This is a genomic window from Mesorhizobium sp. (genome assembly GCF_004963255.1).
In the GTDB taxonomy this organism is placed as follows: Bacteria; Pseudomonadota; Alphaproteobacteria; order Rhizobiales; family Rhizobiaceae; genus Mesorhizobium.
In genome coordinates this window covers 215,820-232,453 of sequence record NZ_SUGA01000002.1, presented here as the reverse complement: position 1 = coordinate 232,453, position 16,634 = coordinate 215,820, and the positions used below count along the sequence as shown (strand labels likewise).

The following is a 16,634-nucleotide window of genomic DNA, read 5'->3' as shown; positions in this document are numbered from 1 at the left end:
ATGGGATCGAGGCGGCGTAGCCGCTCTCCCACCTTCGCGCAAGCTTGGAGGGTTACGGTCAAGGGCCTGCCTTGTGCGTGGCGGGTCTTGATTTGGGGACGACATGGCGATCAGCGAAACACTCCCGTCCGGCCTGGTGGCGAAGAACGGCCGCGACGTGTTCTTCGCGCTCGGCATCGTCGTCATCCTGGCGGTGCTGTTCCTGCCGATCCCCGCCTTCCTCATCGATATCGGACTGGCCTTCTCGATCGCGCTTTCGGTACTGATCCTGATGGTGGCGCTGTGGATCCAGCGCCCGCTCGATTTCTCGTCCTTCCCGACCGTGCTGCTGATCGCCACGATGCTGCGGCTGTCGCTCAACATCGCCACCACGCGCATGATCCTGTCGCACGGCAATGAGGGCACGCATGCCGCCGGCTATGTCATCTCGGGCTTCTCCAAGCTGGTGATGTCGAGCGACTTCGTCATCGGCCTCATCGTCTTCATGATCCTGATCGTGGTGAACTTCATCGTCATCACCAAGGGCGCCACCCGTATCGCCGAAGTCGGCGCGCGCTTCACCCTCGACGCCATCCCCGGCAAGCAGATGTCGATCGACGCCGATCTCTCCGCCGGCATGATCGACGACAAGACGGCGCAGCTGCGCCGCCGCGAGCTGGAGGAGGAATCCTCCTTCTTCGGCTCGATGGACGGCGCCTCCAAATTCGTGCGCGGCGACGCCATCGCCGGCCTGATCATCACCGCCATCAACATAGTGGGCGGCATCGCTATCGGCTATCTTCGCCACGGCATGGGCCTTGGCCAGGCGGCCGACGTCTTCATCAAGCTGTCGGTCGGCGACGGCCTGGTCACCCAGATCCCGGCCCTCATCGTCTCGCTCGCCGCCGGCATGCTCGTCTCCAAGGGCGGCACGCGCGGCTCGGCCAACCAGGCGGTGTTCGGCCAGCTCGGCGCGCATCCGCGCGCGCTATATGTCGCGGCCTCACTGCTGGTCATCCTTGGCTTGATGCCCGGCCTGCCGCTGTTTCCCTTCTTCGCGCTCGCAGCCGGCATGGCCGGCCTCGGCTACATCATCCCGTTGCGCCACAACCGCGCGCTTGCCGCCGCCGAAGCCCTGAAGACGCAGGAGAAGGCCAACAAAGTCGAGGAAGAGAAGAACTCGGTGAAGGCTTCGCTGGTCACCGCAGAGATCGAGCTGCTGATCGGCAAGCAGCTGTCGACCCGGCTGATGGTGGCGCATCAGGAACTGGTGTTCCGCATGTCGAAGATGCGCAAGAAATTCGCCCAGCAATATGGCTTTGTCGTGCCTGAGGTGCGCGTCGCCGACGACTTCGCCATTCCGCCGAAGAGCTACCAGATCAAGGTGCACGGCACGGTGGTCGCCGAATACCAGATGCGCGTCGGCGAAATCATGGTGCTGCTCGGCACGCGCGGCGTGCCGGACATCCCCGGCGAGGAGATCCGCGAGCCGGCCTTCGGCATGCGCGCCTATTCGGTGCTCGAAACCTTCGCCGAGGATCTGAAGCGCGAGAACTTCACCTTCGCCGACAACATGTCGGTGCTGCTCACGCACCTCTCCGAGGTGATCCGCAACAACCTGCCGCAGCTTCTCTCCTACAAGGACATGAAGGCGCTGCTGGAGCGGCTCGACCCCGAATACCGCAAGCTCGCGGACGAGATCTGCACCTCGCACATCTCCTATCCCGGCCTGCAGGCGGTGTTGAAGCTGCTGCTCGCCGAGCGCGTCTCGATCCGCAACCTGCATCTGATCATCGAGGCCATCGCCGAGATCGCGCCACATGTGCGCCGCACCGAGCAGATCGTCGAGCATGTGCGCATCCGCATGGCGCAGCAGATCTGCGGCGACCTCTCCGAAGGCGGCACGCTCAAGGTACTGCGCCTCGGCAACCGTTGGGACCTCGCCTTCCATCAAAGCCTCAAGCGTGACGCCAAGGGCGAGGTGCGCGAGTTCGACATCGATCCGCGCCAGCTCGAGGAATTCGGCCAGGATGCGACCAAGGCGATCCGCAAGCATCTCGAGGCCGGCGAGCGCTTCGTGCTCGTCACCGCGCCCGACGCGCGTCCCTATGTGCGCATGATCATCGAGCGGCTGTTCACCACGCTTCCCGTTCTCAGCCATGTCGAGATCGCCAAGGGCGTCGAGATCAAGGTGCTCGGAACCATCTCGTGAACGCGCTCTCGCAAGGCGTCGTCATCGCCGCCTTCCTCGCCTTCTGCCGCATCGGCGCCTGCTTCATGCTGATGCCCGGCCTGTCCAGCGCGCGCGTGCCGCTGCAGATCAGGCTCTTCGTGTCGATCGCCGCGACCGGCGGCCTGCTCGCCTTCCTGTGGGACCGCATCTACCCGTTCGTCGATCCGCGTCCGCAGGTGCTCGCGCCGATGATCGTCTCCGAGTTGCTCGTCGGCGGGCTGATCGGCGCCATGACCAGGCTCTACATGGAAGCGCTGCGCTTCATGGGCTCGGCCATCGCCACGCTGATCGGCTATGGCGGCTCGGGCGGGCCGGCGATCGAGGAGCCGGAGCCGCAGGCAGCCCTTGCCGCCATCATCTCGTTCTCGGCCCTGCTTCTGCTTTTCGTCTTCGATTTCGACCACGAGATCGTCAAGGCGCTGGTCGCCTCCTACCAGGTCGCCCCGGTCAACGTGTTCTTCAACCCGCAGGCGGCGCTGATCGACGTCACCGACACCGTGTCGGATGCCTTCTTCCTGGTAATCCGGCTCGGCAGCCCCTTCGTCGCCTATGCCATCCTGGTCAACCTGACGATCGGCTTCGTCAACAAGCTGACGCCGCAGATCCCGGTCTATTTCATCTCGCTGCCCTTCGTCATCGCCGGCGGCATGATCATCTTCTATTTCGCTGTCGGCACGCTGCTGTCGCTGTTCGTCGACGGCTTCGTCGACCTCACGCTGGCGAGATAGCCGCCATGACGACGCGAAAAGACCGCCTGAAGAAACTGGTCAAGGTGCAGGAGCAGTTGAAGGCGCTGCACGAGACCCGCCATGCCGGCTTCCTCGCCGCCGCCGTCAAGGCGGAAGCGGAGGTCAAGGAACTGATCGAGCATTTCGACACCGACAAATCGCTCGCCGGCCTCTTTCCCGCGCTCTACCACAAGCGCATTACCGACGCGCTCGGCCGCCAGAAACAGAATCTGGAAGATGCCAAGCACGAAGCCGCGCTGATCGCCACCGCGACGGCGCGCACCAACATGGTCGAGCGTGCCTACAAGGATGTGCGCCGCCGCGACGAACGCGAACGCTCCGACCGCGAGCGGTTAGACCTCATCACGCAGAAGCAACGGCGGGACGAGAGCTGATCCCGCTTTCGGACGGCCCCTCAGAACCGTGTCGAGAAGCTTGCCTTGAAGGCGTTCTCCATGGCGCCGGACGCGAACTGGCCGTCATAGCTGAAGCCGAGGCGGCTGGCCCCGCCAAGGTCGACATCGACGCCGGCCTGCAGCGCCACCGCGTCGCGCGCGATCGGCACGCCGAACACGGTGAAGCCGTCGCCGCCATCGAACGAGAGCCGCGCCGCCGGCGCATCGGCGAAGGCATGACGCCAGCCGAGCGAGGCACGCGCCTCGACTGCCGTATCGCCGACGACCATCTTCTGCGACACCCTTGCGCCGAGCGTGGTGAAAGTGGCGTCGTTGCTGAAGCCGCCCGAAGACAGCGCCGCCGCCCCGCCGTCCTCGGCAAAGCCGTCGGTGGATAGATGCACATAGGCGAGATTGGCGAACGGCTCGAGCTTGAGCGCGCCGAGATCGAAGGGGCGCGACGCCTCGCCGAACACCTGCAAGGTGCTTGCGCCGTAGCCGGCGCTGAGCGCATCGCTGAAGCCGGCGAAAGCTGGGCTGCGCTTGGTGTCGATATCATGATGGCTGTAGCCGGCGCCGAACTTCAGCCGCACGCTGTCGATGGCGCCGCCGCCATAAGCGCCGAAATGCACGCTGGTGATGTCGGCGGAAGAGGCGCGGTCGTCGATGTCGAGCGAGGTGACGCTGATGCCGCCAAGAAAGCCGAGCGTCCAGCCGTCGCCGACGGAGGCGTCGATGCCAGCGAAGAAGGCGCCGGTGTTGAGGTCGGCATCGGCGGCATTGCCGTCGCTTCGCTGCGAGCGGGCAAGGCCGGCGCCCTGCATCCAGAAGCCCCGCGCCCCTGGCTCGGCGATCGTCGCTCCGACGCGCCCGAGCGCCGCTTCGCGCAACAGCCGGCTTTCGTCCAGAAGCAGGCCGGCGGCGGCAGCATGGACTTCGCCGGACAGCTGGTCGAAGGCAAAGCGCGCGCCGTCCGCCGACAGCGGCGCGATGGCATTGTAAACGGTATTGCCGGCGCCAAGCTGTTCGATGCCGCCGGCCGCCGCCTTCTGGTTTGGCGTCTCGGCAACGGACGAGAAATCGACCGCGTTGCGGGTCAGCGTCAGCACGACATTGTTGCCGTCGCCGCCGTCATAGACCACGTCCGGCGTCAGGAAGGCATAGACGTGGCTGATGGTGGCGAACTGCCCGGTCACGGCATTGCCGCCCTGATTGTCGATGATGGTGTAGGTCTGGCTCGGCTGCCAGCCGGTGCCGGTCAGCTCGTGCAAGGCAAGCGTGCCGCCGGTGAGATCGACATTGCCCGTCACCACGACCTTGTCGGCGCTCACCGTGTCGACCTCGATGTCGAGCGTGCCGGCCATTTTGTAATCGCCATTGATGGTCTGCGTGCCGATCGACGCGCCCGGCGCATGATGGCCGCCGGCCTGGATGGTCACCGTGCCGCCGGCCAGCGTACCGATCGCGCCGTTGCCGCCAAGCGTGGCGCCGTTCGCGACGGTCAGATCGGCGGAGCCGAGCGAGCCGTCGATCCGCAAGGTCCCGGCGCTGACCGTGGTCATGCCGAGATAGGTGTTGGCGCCGGACAGCACCAGTTTGCCGGTGCCGGTCTTGGTGAAGCTGCCCTTGGCCAGCGCGCCGCCGTCAGAGATGACACCCGAAATGGTCTCGTCGAGATTGAGCGCGCCGGTCTTGAGCACATGCGCGCCAAGCAGGATGTCGCCGGCGCCCGAGACCGAGCCCAGCGACACGCAGTTGCAAGGCCCGGCCGCGTCGAAAGTCGAGAGGTCGAGCTTGCCGCCGCTCTGGTTGATGATCCTCGCTTGCTCCGAGCTGTTGTCGCCGCGGAACGCCGTGGTGCCGCCGCCCTGGTTGGTGATGGCAGTGTTGCCGGCGCTGCTGCCGGTAAGGAAAACGGTCTTGCCGTTACCCTGGTTGGTGATCTCGGCCGTGCCGGCGCTCGACTGGTTGTCGAACACCACCGAGCCGTTCTGGGTCGAGATCGAAAGCCCGTTGGCATTGACCGGGCCGGCAAAGCGCAGCACCGGCAGAAGCGTCGCCGCAGGCGCACCTGCCACCGAAACCCCGCCGGTGCCGAGCGCGCCATTGGCCGCCGCGACCAGCTCGCCTTCCTTGATCGTCGTGCCGCCCTGATAGGTGTTGGCGACGCCCAGCGTCAGCGTCCCGTCGCCGAGCTTGACGATGCTGCCGGTTCCGGAAATGCCGACATTGACGACCGCCTTGTTGATGCTGGCGCCCGGATCGGCGGCGACGATGATTTCGGTGGCGGCCGAATTGGTGACCAGCGCCCCGCCCGTGCCGGCGGCAAGCGTGTAGGTCCAGTCGGTCGGATGGGACACGAAGCGCAGGCCGGTGAAGGTCTGCGAGCCTGCCACTGTCACCGTGCCTGGCGTGCCGGCGAACACCGCCTTCTGGCTCGCCCAGGCGGCGTTGATGTCGCCGGCCGCATTCGTCCAGTTGGTGCTGGAAGTGTCCCACGTGCCGTTGCCGCCGCGCCCATCGGCCACCCCGCCCGGGCTCAGATTGGCGCCGTCCCAATATTGCTCGCCGGCGCCGGTGGCGACCACGAGGTTGACGATGCCGCTGCCGCCCTGAATCGACCAGTCGCCCGGGTTGAATCCCGGCGGCACGGTGCCGATCACCAGGCCATTGTTGGTCAGCGTGCCGCCATAATTGGCGATGCGGTAGGTGCCGTTGCCGAAGCCGCCGGCGTCGCTCACCGACAGCTTGCCGTCCAGCGTCAGCGCGCCGGTGACGTCGAACAGCGGCGTGGTGCTGGCCGCGCCCAGCGAGACGTTGAGATTGGAACGGTCGTTCAGCGTCAGCGAGGCCGTGGTCAGCGTCTGGCCGGCGACGCCAAGCAGCGTGCCGCCATTGGTAATGGTGGCGGCGCCGACCGATCCGGTGCCACCGAGCGCGCCGCCGGAATCGACTTGGAAGGTGCTCGACGCCATCGAGCCGTTGACGATCAGCGCGCCGGCATTGACGTTGGTCGTGCCGGCGAAGTTCTTGTTGCCGCTGATGGTCAGCGTGCCGCTGCCCTGCTTGGTGAAGGTGCCGGTGCCGTTTATCTGGCCCTGATAAAGCGTGTCGGCCAAGGCACCGGCGGTGAGCGTGCCCGTCCGGATCTCGAGCCGGCCGTAGCCGGAGAGATCGCCGATGGTCTGGTTGAAACCGTTGAGGTCGAAGACACCGCCATTGCCGATCAGCGCGCCTGTCGTCGCCAGCCGGTCGTTGCCGCCGAGGATCAGGCTGCCGAACGAAATTGTCGTGCCGCCGGTATAGGTCTGCACGCTGTTCAGCGTCAGCGTCCCGTTGCCGGTCTTTTCGAAGCTGCCTTCGCCGGAGATGACACCGGAGTAGGACGGCGTGCCGTTGAAGAATACCGACAGCTTGCCGTGGTTGACGTAGTTGCCGGTCAGCGCGCCATCGGCCAGGAAATTGCCGATGCGAAGTTCGCCGCTGCTGATCGTGGTGCCGCCGCCATAGGTGTTGGCGCCGGTCAGCGTGATCGTGCCGCTGCCGTTCTTGATCACCTGGCCGCTGCCGGAAACGACGCCGGCATAGCCGAGGCCGAAATTGGCCGAACGGTTGAAGATCAGTGTACCGTTGTTGGTGACATTGCTCGTGACGCCGCCCGTTGGGCCGCCATTGCCGAGCTGCAGCGTAGCGCCGCTGCTGATCGTGGTCGGCGCGGTGTAGGTATTGTCGGCGGTGAAGATGGTGGTGCCGGCGATGATGTTGACGGCTCCCGGCCCGTTGCCGTCGAGTTTCGGCGCGAACACATAGCTGCTGGAAGTGTGGTTGAAGTTGACTGACTGCGGCGCGGCGGCCGTGCTGGAAAAGATGACGCTCGACGCTTCGAGCGTGCCGGGCGCCGCCGCCGGGCTGGCTGCGCCAGCACCGATGTTCAGTGTGCCGGACGAGCCGGCAAGCCCACCGATGCCGACAGTGCCGGTGCCGCCATTGACCTTGACGTCGCCGCCATCGGCGATTGTCAGCACGCCCTTGCCAGCGCCCCCGACAGTGATGCCTTGCAGATCGCTAGGGCCGGAGCCAAGCGTGTCGCTGATCGTCCAGACGGAGCCGGCGCCGGTCACCGTCACCGTATCGGCTGTGGCAGCGGAGGCATCGCTGGCGCTCGAAATGTTCGTATAGCCGGTGTTGAGCTTGCCGCCGCCGGACACCGTCAGCGTCGCGGTCGAATTGGTGGCGTTGCCGAAATAGAGCCGGTAGGGCGTGGTGAAGCTCGACCCCACGCCGTCGACGGTGATCGCCGCCTTGGAATTGGCGGTGTTGGCGATCCGGGCGTCGCCGCTGAGGAAGCTGCTGGCAGTGGAATCGATCAGCATCGTGCCCCCGGCAAGCACGTTCAGCTCCGACGTCTGGCTGGTCGAGCCCATCGCCAGCGGCACGTTGTTGTAGGCGCCGGTGATCTTCCATTGCGAACCGGCGCCGGTGACCGTCACCTTGCCGTTGACGATGTTGGCCGCGGTGCTGGCCCCAACCGTATAGGTGGTGGTGAGCTTGCCGCCGCCCGAGACGGTCAGCGTGCCGGTCGCCGTCTGGCCGACAAATAGATTTCCGGTCGACCATGATGCGCCGCCCGAGACGGTGGCGGTGCCGATCCCACTGGTGCCGACGTTGCCGCCGACATAGGTGCGGATGGTCGTTGCAGTGGCATTATCGAGCAGCTGGAAATCGCCTTTGCCCGTCGCGCCGATGACGAGCTGGGTCGCGATCGATCCGCTCATCGTGAAGTCCGAGCCGCTGCCGGTGACGATCAGCTGGCCATCGGCATTGGCCGAGGTCTCGCCGATCATGACATTGCCGCTGGACAACAGCTTGCCGCCCGCCTCGACGCGGACACGGCCGACCGCGCCATTGTCGGCCGCGATCGACAGGAAGCTGTTCGCCCATTGCGAACCGGCGCCGGTGATGGTGACCGTGCCGGAAGACGACGGATTGTTGGCGACGACACCGCCGGCGCTGGTGACCTTGCCGCCGCTCGAAATGGTCAGCGCGCCGGTGCCGAAATCGCCCACGATCAGATAGTTGCTCGACACCGAAAGCGCGCCCGCACCAGTGACGACGAGCGCGCCGTTCGAACCGGCGATGCTACCGATATTGATGGTTTGCGCCGCCGCTCCGGCAGTGCTGACGGTAGCCGTGTTGGCGCCTGCGCTGTTTATGGTGAGCTGGTCACCGGCGGTCGGCGTCGAGGATGGCGTCCAATTGCCTGCCGTGAACCAGTTGCCCGAAGCCAAGCCGTTCCAGCTCAGCGAAGCGCCGAGCGCAAACGTCGAGCTCGACATGAACAGCGCCGCCAGGCCAGCAACCATTGCCGGCGAGGCACGCCGGCCCGCCTGCGAACGCTTCGTCATGTCCATTCCGTGTCCCCAGCCTGCTGACGCAACCGCGCAGAACCCCCTCGGGCGCACCGGCGGGTGGCCCGGGTCAAAGGCTAGAGACGCCTGCCGAAAGCCGATACCGGCACATATGGACAGATGCGGACAATTCAGGACAAAGCGCTCCAGCAGGCCAAGGCCAGTCATTGGATGCCGCTGGAAATTGCGATCAGGCCGCCATGCTTTTCAGAAGCAGCCGCTCACCGGCGAATCGTCCTGCCGCATTTCGCCGGCTAGGAACGAGGGCTCCCCGCCGGCCGCCGATCCGCGCAAGCCTGCCACAAGCTTGTTCAGTCATGTTGCGGATGACAAAACCAGCAAAGGGCGGACTTTCTTGGCCATTTCCCCACCCAGCGACATCGTCATGGACGTTGCCCGCGCAGCGGAGCCGGCCGATGTCGAGGCCGCGCGCGCGGCGCTCGCAAGAAGGGCGAATGGCACTTCGGCACCGTTCTCTGTCGATCCGTCCGCCACGGTCGATGCCGGCTCCGTGCTCTCGCGCGCCACCGCCGACAAGGCGGAAGCCGCCAATCCGGCGAAGAAGTTCCAGCGCTTCGAGGCGATGGTGCTGACGACCTTCATCCAGAACATGATGCCCAAGGACACCGAGGGCGTTTACGGCAAGGGCCTTGCCGGCGACATGTGGAAGTCGCAGCTCGCCGAGAAGGTGGCCGATGTCATGGCCGCGCATGGCGGCATCGGCATCGCCCGGTCCATGCTCGCCGACCACTATCTCGACGGCAAGCACAAGCTGCCGGTGGGCCCCGTTGCCGGCGGACCGCAGAAAGCGGAGATCGACCATCAGACCAGCCTCTCGACCTCGATGGTCGAGGAGCTTGAGCGCAAGGCCGCGCGGTCTATGACCGGCGACGACACAACCATAAAAACGGACATCAAGATCTAGGGACCTACATGGCCGACCAGACGGACCTTTCCAACCTTCCCGCGCGCGCCAATACATTGGACGCGCCCGCCGCTGCACGACCCGGCAACCTCGCCGCCATCATCGGCCGCATCGAGGAAGTCGTGGACGAGGAGACCGCCGGCATCCGCAGCGGAACGGCCTATGACCTCAAGGCCTCGAACGCGCGCAAGAGCCGGTATCTCTACGAGCTCAACCGGGCGCTCAAAGGCGCCAACGAGATCGAATTCCTCGAGCAGCATCGCGAGGGTCTGCTCAGGCTGCGCCAGAAGTTGGCCAAGAACGAGGCGGCGATCCTTGCCCATCTCAACGCCGTCAACGAGGTCGCCACGCTTCTGAGGAACGCCATCCAGCGAGCCGATACGGACGGTACCTATTCGGCCGCCGAGTTCGGCATGGCTCGAGCCTGATTGAGATGATCTGGGCGCAAGGAAAGACCCGGTGATAAAGTTTGTCGTCGCTGCGCTGTGGATCTGCGCCGTGACGCTGGGCGCGGTCTTCTATTCCTTCCAGGCGGCCAGCCAACGCAGCGCGGCCGAACCGCCGAAGCCGATGCTGGGCGGCCTCGACTACGTCAAGACCGACATGATCTCGGTGCCGCTGCTGCGCGATGGCACGATCGACGGCTATTTCCTCACCAAGCTCGTCTATACCGTTGAGCCGGAGCAGATGAAGAAGTTGTCGGTGCCGGCGCAGGCGTTGATGACCGACCAGGTCTATTCCTATCTCTATTCCAATCCGCAGATCGATTTCACGAAGAAGGAATCGATCGATCTCGACGCCTTCCGCAAGTCGGTCCGCGATACCATCAACACCCGCATTGGCGTCGAGCTGGTGCACGACGTGCTGATCGACCAGGTCAACTTCCTCTCCAAGGACGATATCCGGGACAACGCGCTGCGCCGTCGCAGGGGCGCCGGGGAAACCGCGGCGGCAATGACCAAGGCGTTCAAGGCCGCGCCGGAGCATTGATCGCTCGGCACGGATGCCTCAGCTGCGCCTACCCCTGTTGCGACATGACGCATGGCGACCGCGTTGACGTTTACGTCAACTCGAAGCTATATGCGCGGTGACAGGCGACCGCGCAAGCGCGGCGCATCTACCTCGCCCAGCGGCCAAGCGCCGGTGCGCGTCAACGCAACCAACGAGGAGAACAGCCATGGGCGTTCAGGAGATTGCCGACAAGATCAGGTCTCGCGTGGCAAGCGCGGGCTTCGAGCATTCGGTCAAGTTCGACACCGGCAGCGACGGCGTCATCGTCATCGACGGTGCGACCGTCTCGACCACCGATGCGCCGACCGACTGCACCGTGAAGCTGTCGCTCGACGATCTGGATTCGCTGATCGCCGGCGACCTCAACCCGACCATGGCCTTCATGGCCGGGAAGCTAAAGGTCGAAGGCGACATGACGGTCGCCATGGCGCTCAGCCAGCTGCTCGGCTGATCCTTCGCAACAAACAACGTCGCCCACCGGGCAGCGTTGTTTGTTGTCGAACTTAGAGCAACTCCAGGAAAAGTGCGTGGCGGTTTTCCGTTCGGAATTGCGTGAAACAAAGCCGTCAGGCGACGAAGCCCGGCGCCTGACCCTTGATCTTGCGGCCGGCCGCCTTGATCGTGCCTTTGGCGTCGTCCAGCGCGCCGTCCTTCAGCTCCAGCGCCAGAAGCCGGTGCCGCTCATAGGGGCCCGGCATGGCGAGCGCTCCGGTGCGGTCGGCCGAGAAGCCGAACCGTCCGTAATAGGGCGCATCGCCGACGAGCAGGATCGCGCCATGGCCGAGCCGCGCGGCCTCGGCGATCGCATGCCGCATCAGCGCTGAGCCGATGCCGCCGCTCTTCAAGCCAGGCTCGACCGCCAGCGGGCCAAGCAGAAGCGCTGCCGGACCGCCCTCGCCCAGCCTCACATCCCAAAGCCGCACCGTGCCGACGACCGCGCCCGACGCATCGCGGGCGACGAAGGCCAGTCCCTCCGAGGGCCGGCGGCCGCGCCGCAGCTTCTCGGACGACTTCTTCTTGCGCTTCGGCCCCATGGCGCGATCGAGCAGCGCTTCGCGCGCCGTGGTGTCGGCCGCGCCTTCGCCGACGATGACGAAGGCAGGCGCCTGGGCGGCCCCCTCGTCCGGCGCGCCGCGCGAGCCAGCCTGTGCCCGGAGGGCAAGGGAGGGCGCCAGCGCCGCCGAAAGACTCTTCTCCCCCGGGGAGAAAAGCTCAGACGACGGTCCGGACGAGGGGGCGATCTCGGTGGCCGCAATGGCCGATTTGATCAGGTATTCCATGTCCGCGATCCTTCACGAGCGGAGATCTGTTCCACAAGCGAGCCCGGGCGGGCGACAGGCGCCCGCGCCGGTTGATCTGAGCGGTTCTTGCGAACGGCTCAGATCACGTAGGATCGGAGAGGCTCGAAGCCGTTGAAGGCGACCGCCGAGTAGGTGGTCGTGTAGGCCCCGGTGCCTTCGATCAGCACCTCGTCGCCGATGGTCAGCGACAAGGGCAGCGGATAAGGCGTCTTCTCATACATCACGTCGGCCGAATCGCAGGTCGGGCCGGCGAGCACGCAAGGCGCTGTCTCCGAGCCGTCATGGCGGGTGACCAGCGGATAGCGGATCGCCTCGTCCATCGTCTCGGCGAGACCGCCGAACTTGCCGATGTCGAGGAACACCCAGCGCACATTGTCGTTGTCGGCCTTCTTGGAGATCAGCACGACTTCCGACTTGATGACGCCGGCATTGCCGACCATGCCGCGGCCCGGCTCGATGATCGTCTCGGGCAGCGCGTTGCCGAAATGCTTGCGCAGCGCCGAGAAGATCGCCTGGCCATAGGCCTGCGCGGCAGGCACGTCCTTCAGGTAACGGGTCGGGAAACCGCCGCCCATATTGACCATCTTCAAGACGATGCCTTCCTCGGCGAGCGTCGCGAACACCTTCTTGGCGTCGCCCAGCGCGCGGTCCCAGGCCGACAGGTCGGTCTGCTGCGAGCCGACATGGAACGACACGCCATAGGCGTCGAGGCCGAGGCCCTTGGCATGGCGCAGCACGTCGACGGCCATCGCGGGCACGCAGCCGAACTTGCGCGACAGCGGCCACTCGGCGCCCTCGCCGTCGGTCAGCACGCGGCAGAACACGCGCGAGCCGGGGGCGACGCGGGCGATCTTCTCCACCTCCTCGACGCAGTCCACGGCGTAGAGGCGAATGCCGAGTTGGTAGGCGCGTGCTATGTCACGCTCCTTCTTGATGGTGTTGCCGAAGGAAATGCGATCGGCCGGCGCGCCGGCATCCATCGCCATCTCGACCTCGGCAACGGATGCGGTGTCGAAGGACGAGCCCATCGCAGCAAGGAGGCGCAGGATCTCCGGCGCCGGGTTTGCTTTCACCGCATAATAGATCTTGGAATCGGGCAACGCCTTCTCGAAGGTGCGGAAATTGTCGCGCACGACATCGAGGTCGACGACGAGGCAGGGACCGTTCGGACGTCGGGTGGCGAGGAAGTCAAGGATGCGCTGGGTGGCCATCGGGGTCTCTCCATAACGCCTTTCGGCGCGCACAAAGGCTGCGGAACGCGGGCGCTCAGCCTCGCGAACTCGCGGTCAAACAAAGGCAGGACGTCAAATTCATGGAACCAGCCGGTGGAGACCCCGGAACCATGAAATGCCGTCTCGCGGCGATGAACCTTGGCCTTGCCCGGCCTCGGTTCGCTTTGTCTGCCTTGGCTTGGATGGGAGACCCCGTCCGCACTGCCGGCAATGAAGGTGTGCCTCTTTAGTAACCCCGGTCTTTGGACAACCGGAAGAGAACCAGAAAGGCCCGCACCGTCGTTGCTTCAAGGTGTCCTCGGTCTTGTGGTTGGCCACTGACCGACTGGAGGGGTTGGCTCCAGTTACCTTACCGATTGCCCTCACCATTCGAGGATCGGCGGACACCCACAGGCACGTGCGACTTTGGGCAAGCGCGATATAGGAGCGAAGGGTTTCACAATCAATAAAAATCGTAAGCCCAGGTTGTAAAATTTCTGGCATCGAACAATGTTTGTCCGACCGTATCCGGAAATCGAACGATGCCAGGAACTCAAGGACCGCTGAACGCCTTCCTCGATCTGCGCCAAATGCCTGTGGCGAATGCGGAATTGGGCCCGCTCGCCGGCCTGCGCGTGGCGGTCAAGGACATCTATGACGTCGCCGGCTACCGCACCGGCTGCGGCAACCCGCAGAAATACGAGGAGGCGCATGCCGCCTCGCGCACGGCGCAAGCTGTGCAGGCCATCCTCGATGCCGGCGCGCGATTCGTCGGCAAGACCCAGACCGACGAGCTGGCCTTCTCGCTGTTCGGCCAGAACGCGCATTTCCCATACCCGGTCAATCCCGCCGCGCCCGATCGCGTCACCGGCGGCTCCTCTTCCGGCTCGGCGGCCGCGGTAGCCGGTGGGCTGGCGAACATCGCCACCGGCTCCGACACCGGCGGCTCGATCCGCGCGCCGGCGAGCTTCTGCGGCCTGATCGGGCTACGCACCACCCATGGCCGCATCTCGCTCGACGGGGCGATGAAGCTGGCATCGAGCTTTGACACGTTCGGCTGGTTCGCCGACGGCATCGAGACCTATGAGGCGGTCGGCAAGCTTCTGCTCGGCCGCGACCCGCATCGGCACCCGCTCAATCGCCCGCTGTCGATCCGCTGGCTGGACGCCTTCGTCATGGGTCCGGCGGAGGCTGCGCAATATGCGCGCATGAAGGCGCTGGCCGCCTCTGTCATAGGCCAGCCCGTGGAGACCGAATACGCCTTCGCCTCGCTCCCCGACGAGCTTTACTGGTGCTTTCGCCGCCTGCAGGCCTTCGAGGCCTGGCGTGAGCATGGCCCGTGGATTTCGGCCGGCGGTCGCCTCAGCCCGGTGGTCGAGGAGCGTTTTGCCTTCGGCAGCACCATAGACGCCAAAACTGTCGCCGCCGAAGCGGTGCGGCGTCTGGCTTTCCGGGTCGAGCTCGGTGCCCTGCTTGGCAATAACGGCTTTCTCGTCCTGCCCACCGTTCCCGGCGCGGCGCCGCTCGCCGCCAGCACCCCGGAACAGTTCCAGACCTACCGCGAAAGGGCGCTGCATCTCTTATGCCTTTCGGGTCTTTCGGGTTTTCCGCAGATCACCTTGCCGATCGGCTCCGTCGACGGCGCGCCCTTCGGCCTGTCGCTGCTTGGGCCTTCCGGCAGCGACGTTGCCCTGATACGGCTCGGCCGCAAGATTCTCGACGCGGCACGAAAGGTCTGACCATGGATACATTGACCCGCATGCGCGCCTTCATCGACGTGGTCGAGGCGGAAGGCTTTTCGGCCGCGGCGCGCAAGATCGGCCGCTCCAAGGCGCTGTTGTCGAAATATGTGCGCGAGCTGGAGGACGAGCTCGGCGCGCTGCTCTTGAACCGCACCACGCGCCAGTTCTCGCTGACCGAGGCCGGCCACACCTATTATCAGCGCGCCTCGGAGATCGTGCGCGAGGTCGACAGCCTCGCCGAGGCGGTGCGCCAGTCTTCCGGCGACGTGCGCGGCAGGATCAAGCTCTCTGCCGCCCGCACCTTCGCCGACGCGCCGATCGGCCAATCGCTGGTCGACTTCGCCAGGCAGCATCCCGACATCGTGCTCGACATCCATCTCGACGACCGCTTCGTCGACCTTGTCGAGGAAGGCTTTGACCTTGCCGTGCGCATCTCGCGGCTGGAGAACTCCTCGCTGATCGCCAGGCGGCTGGCGCCGTTCTCGGTCAGGCTGTGCGCGTCGCCGGAGCTGATCGCCAAGCATGGCGCGCCGACGCGCCCGCAAGATCTCGCCAACCTGCCTTGCATCGTCGACACCAACGGCCGCTCGCTGGCCAACTGGCGCTTCAAGGGCGAAGGCGAGGAATCCATCAGCGTCGCCGTTTCAGGGCCTATCGAGGTCAACAGCCCGATCGTGGCGAGAGCCGCCGCGCTCTCCGGCCTCGGCTTTGCCATGCTGCCCGATTTCATCGCCGCCCCCGACCTCGCGTCCGGCAAGCTGGTCACCGCGCTCGACGATCGCATCCTGGCCGGCACCGGCATCTTCGCCGTCTACCCGCACCGCCGCTATCTGCCGGCCAAGGTAAGGGTCTTTGTCGACTTCCTGGTGCACTGGTTCAGGACGCGCGACACGGGCGCCTGAGCAAGCGTCCCAATTTCGCCCCCTTTCTGCTAACTCTCGGGCGCGCTCTAGAAGTCAATGGAATCGCGGCACGGAATGCATCTGAAACGGCAAGCAACCATGCTGGCTTCGGCCCTTGCGGCCACATTGGCCTCGGTCGAGCAGGCTGAAGTCCATCCGCATGTCTTCGCAGAAGCCCGGCTCGACGTCATACTCAGCCAGGATCACCAAAGTGTGACGGCGCTGCGCCACCTTTGGCGCTTCGACGACCTGTTCTCGAGTACAGTGATGATGGAGTTCGACAAGAACTCCGATCTGAAGCTTGACGACAAAGAGCTCAAGGAAGTCGCCGACACCGTCCATTCCTCGCTGGCCGAGTTCAACTACTTCCAGCTCGTCACCCAGGACGGCAAGGACGTGCCCATGGTGCCGCCGCCGCATCTGATGGCGAATTTCGACAACGACCAGTTGATCATCCTCTTCGAGTCGCAGCCCAAGACGCCGATCAAGCTTGCCGGCAAGATCGACATCGGTGTCTACGATCCGACCTTCTACACCGCGATCGACTTCACCGACGACGCCAACCTCACCGTCGAAGGCCTGCCCTCGACCTGCGCCAAGAAGGTCATCCGTCCGGATCCGGACGAGGCGATCAAGGAAAACCAGAAGACCCTGACGGACGCGTTCTTCAACGATCCGACAGGCACCGACATGAGCAAGATCTTCGCCACCAAGCTCGAATTGGACTGCCCGCCGGAAGGATGATTTGGTGATGAAACCGTCGTTGCGCGCAAGCAGGTTCCGCAAAAGTGTCCCACGG

General features: G+C 65.3%; 13 protein-coding genes. 10 read left to right on the top strand and 3 right to left on the bottom strand.

Translation table 11 applies throughout. The features are described 5' to 3' along the window. The first annotated feature begins 103 nt into the window (after positions 1-103). The 3 genes from flhA to E5X34_RS03945 are packed head-to-tail and all read left to right on the top strand — an operon-like array spanning position 104 to position 3,335. Positions 104-2,191, top strand: a complete 2,088-nt coding sequence (flhA, locus tag E5X34_RS03955) for a flagellar biosynthesis protein FlhA (RefSeq protein WP_292561296.1) — start codon at positions 104-106, stop codon at positions 2,189-2,191. Next, positions 2,188-2,940: a flagellar biosynthetic protein FliR gene (gene fliR, locus E5X34_RS03950; RefSeq protein WP_292561294.1), complete on the top strand. Its 753-nt coding sequence runs from the start codon at positions 2,188-2,190 to the stop codon at positions 2,938-2,940. Before flhA ends, fliR begins: the two co-directional genes overlap by 4 nt. Positions 2,941-2,945: 5 nt before the next feature. Beyond that, entirely contained in the window at positions 2,946-3,335 is a 390-nt protein-coding gene (locus E5X34_RS03945) for a hypothetical protein (protein WP_292561291.1), read from the top strand. A gap of 20 nt (positions 3,336-3,355) precedes the next feature. On the opposite strand, the gene E5X34_RS03940 is transcribed toward E5X34_RS03945, so the two are convergent. Then, on the bottom strand, positions 3,356-8,740 hold the full coding sequence (locus E5X34_RS03940; protein ID WP_292561289.1) for an autotransporter domain-containing protein: 5,385 nt from the start codon (positions 8,738-8,740) through the stop codon (positions 3,356-3,358). 358 nt (positions 8,741-9,098) lie between these two features. On the opposite strand from E5X34_RS03940, the gene E5X34_RS03935 reads away from it, so the two are divergent. The 4 genes from E5X34_RS03935 (at position 9,099) to E5X34_RS03920 (ending at position 11,130) form a co-directional block, all read left to right on the top strand. Continuing rightward, positions 9,099-9,668: a rod-binding protein gene (locus tag E5X34_RS03935; RefSeq protein WP_292561286.1), complete on the top strand. Its 570-nt coding sequence runs from the start codon at positions 9,099-9,101 to the stop codon at positions 9,666-9,668. Between the two features lie 8 nt (positions 9,669-9,676). Beyond that, positions 9,677-10,096 (top strand): hypothetical protein, encoded by a 420-nt coding sequence (locus E5X34_RS03930; RefSeq protein ID WP_292561283.1) that lies wholly within the window; start codon positions 9,677-9,679, stop codon positions 10,094-10,096. A 31-nt stretch (positions 10,097-10,127) separates the two neighbouring features. Beyond that, the gene (locus E5X34_RS03925) at positions 10,128-10,658 is read left to right on the top strand and encodes a hypothetical protein (RefSeq protein WP_292561281.1); all 531 of its coding nucleotides are present in this window, start codon (positions 10,128-10,130) and stop codon (positions 10,656-10,658) included. 187 nt (positions 10,659-10,845) lie between these two features. Next, on the top strand, positions 10,846-11,130 hold the full coding sequence (locus tag E5X34_RS03920; protein ID WP_040997164.1) for an SCP2 sterol-binding domain-containing protein: 285 nt from the start codon (positions 10,846-10,848) through the stop codon (positions 11,128-11,130). A 115-nt stretch (positions 11,131-11,245) separates the two neighbouring features. Here the strand turns inward: E5X34_RS03920 and E5X34_RS03915 are convergent, their stop codons facing one another. Then, positions 11,246-11,959 (bottom strand): N-acetyltransferase, encoded by a 714-nt coding sequence (locus E5X34_RS03915; protein ID WP_366664869.1) that lies wholly within the window; start codon positions 11,957-11,959, stop codon positions 11,246-11,248. Positions 11,960-12,057: 98 nt separating this feature from the next. After that, positions 12,058-13,191, bottom strand: coding sequence for an ornithine/lysine decarboxylase (gene odc2, locus E5X34_RS03910; protein WP_292561279.1), 1,134 nt, complete (start codon positions 13,189-13,191; stop codon positions 12,058-12,060). A 542-nt stretch (positions 13,192-13,733) separates the two neighbouring features. Here odc2 and E5X34_RS03905 point away from each other — a divergent pair. The 3 genes from E5X34_RS03905 (at position 13,734) to E5X34_RS03895 (ending at position 16,579) form a co-directional block, all read left to right on the top strand. Beyond that, positions 13,734-14,930: an amidase gene (locus E5X34_RS03905; RefSeq protein WP_292561277.1), complete on the top strand. Its 1,197-nt coding sequence runs from the start codon at positions 13,734-13,736 to the stop codon at positions 14,928-14,930. A 2-nt stretch (positions 14,931-14,932) separates the two neighbouring features. Next, positions 14,933-15,835 (top strand): LysR family transcriptional regulator, encoded by a 903-nt coding sequence (locus tag E5X34_RS03900; protein ID WP_042640557.1) that lies wholly within the window; start codon positions 14,933-14,935, stop codon positions 15,833-15,835. Positions 15,836-15,910: 75 nt separating this feature from the next. Continuing rightward, positions 15,911-16,579 (top strand): DUF1007 family protein, encoded by a 669-nt coding sequence (locus E5X34_RS03895; RefSeq protein ID WP_127864303.1) that lies wholly within the window; start codon positions 15,911-15,913, stop codon positions 16,577-16,579. Positions 16,580-16,634 lie beyond the last annotated feature (55 nt).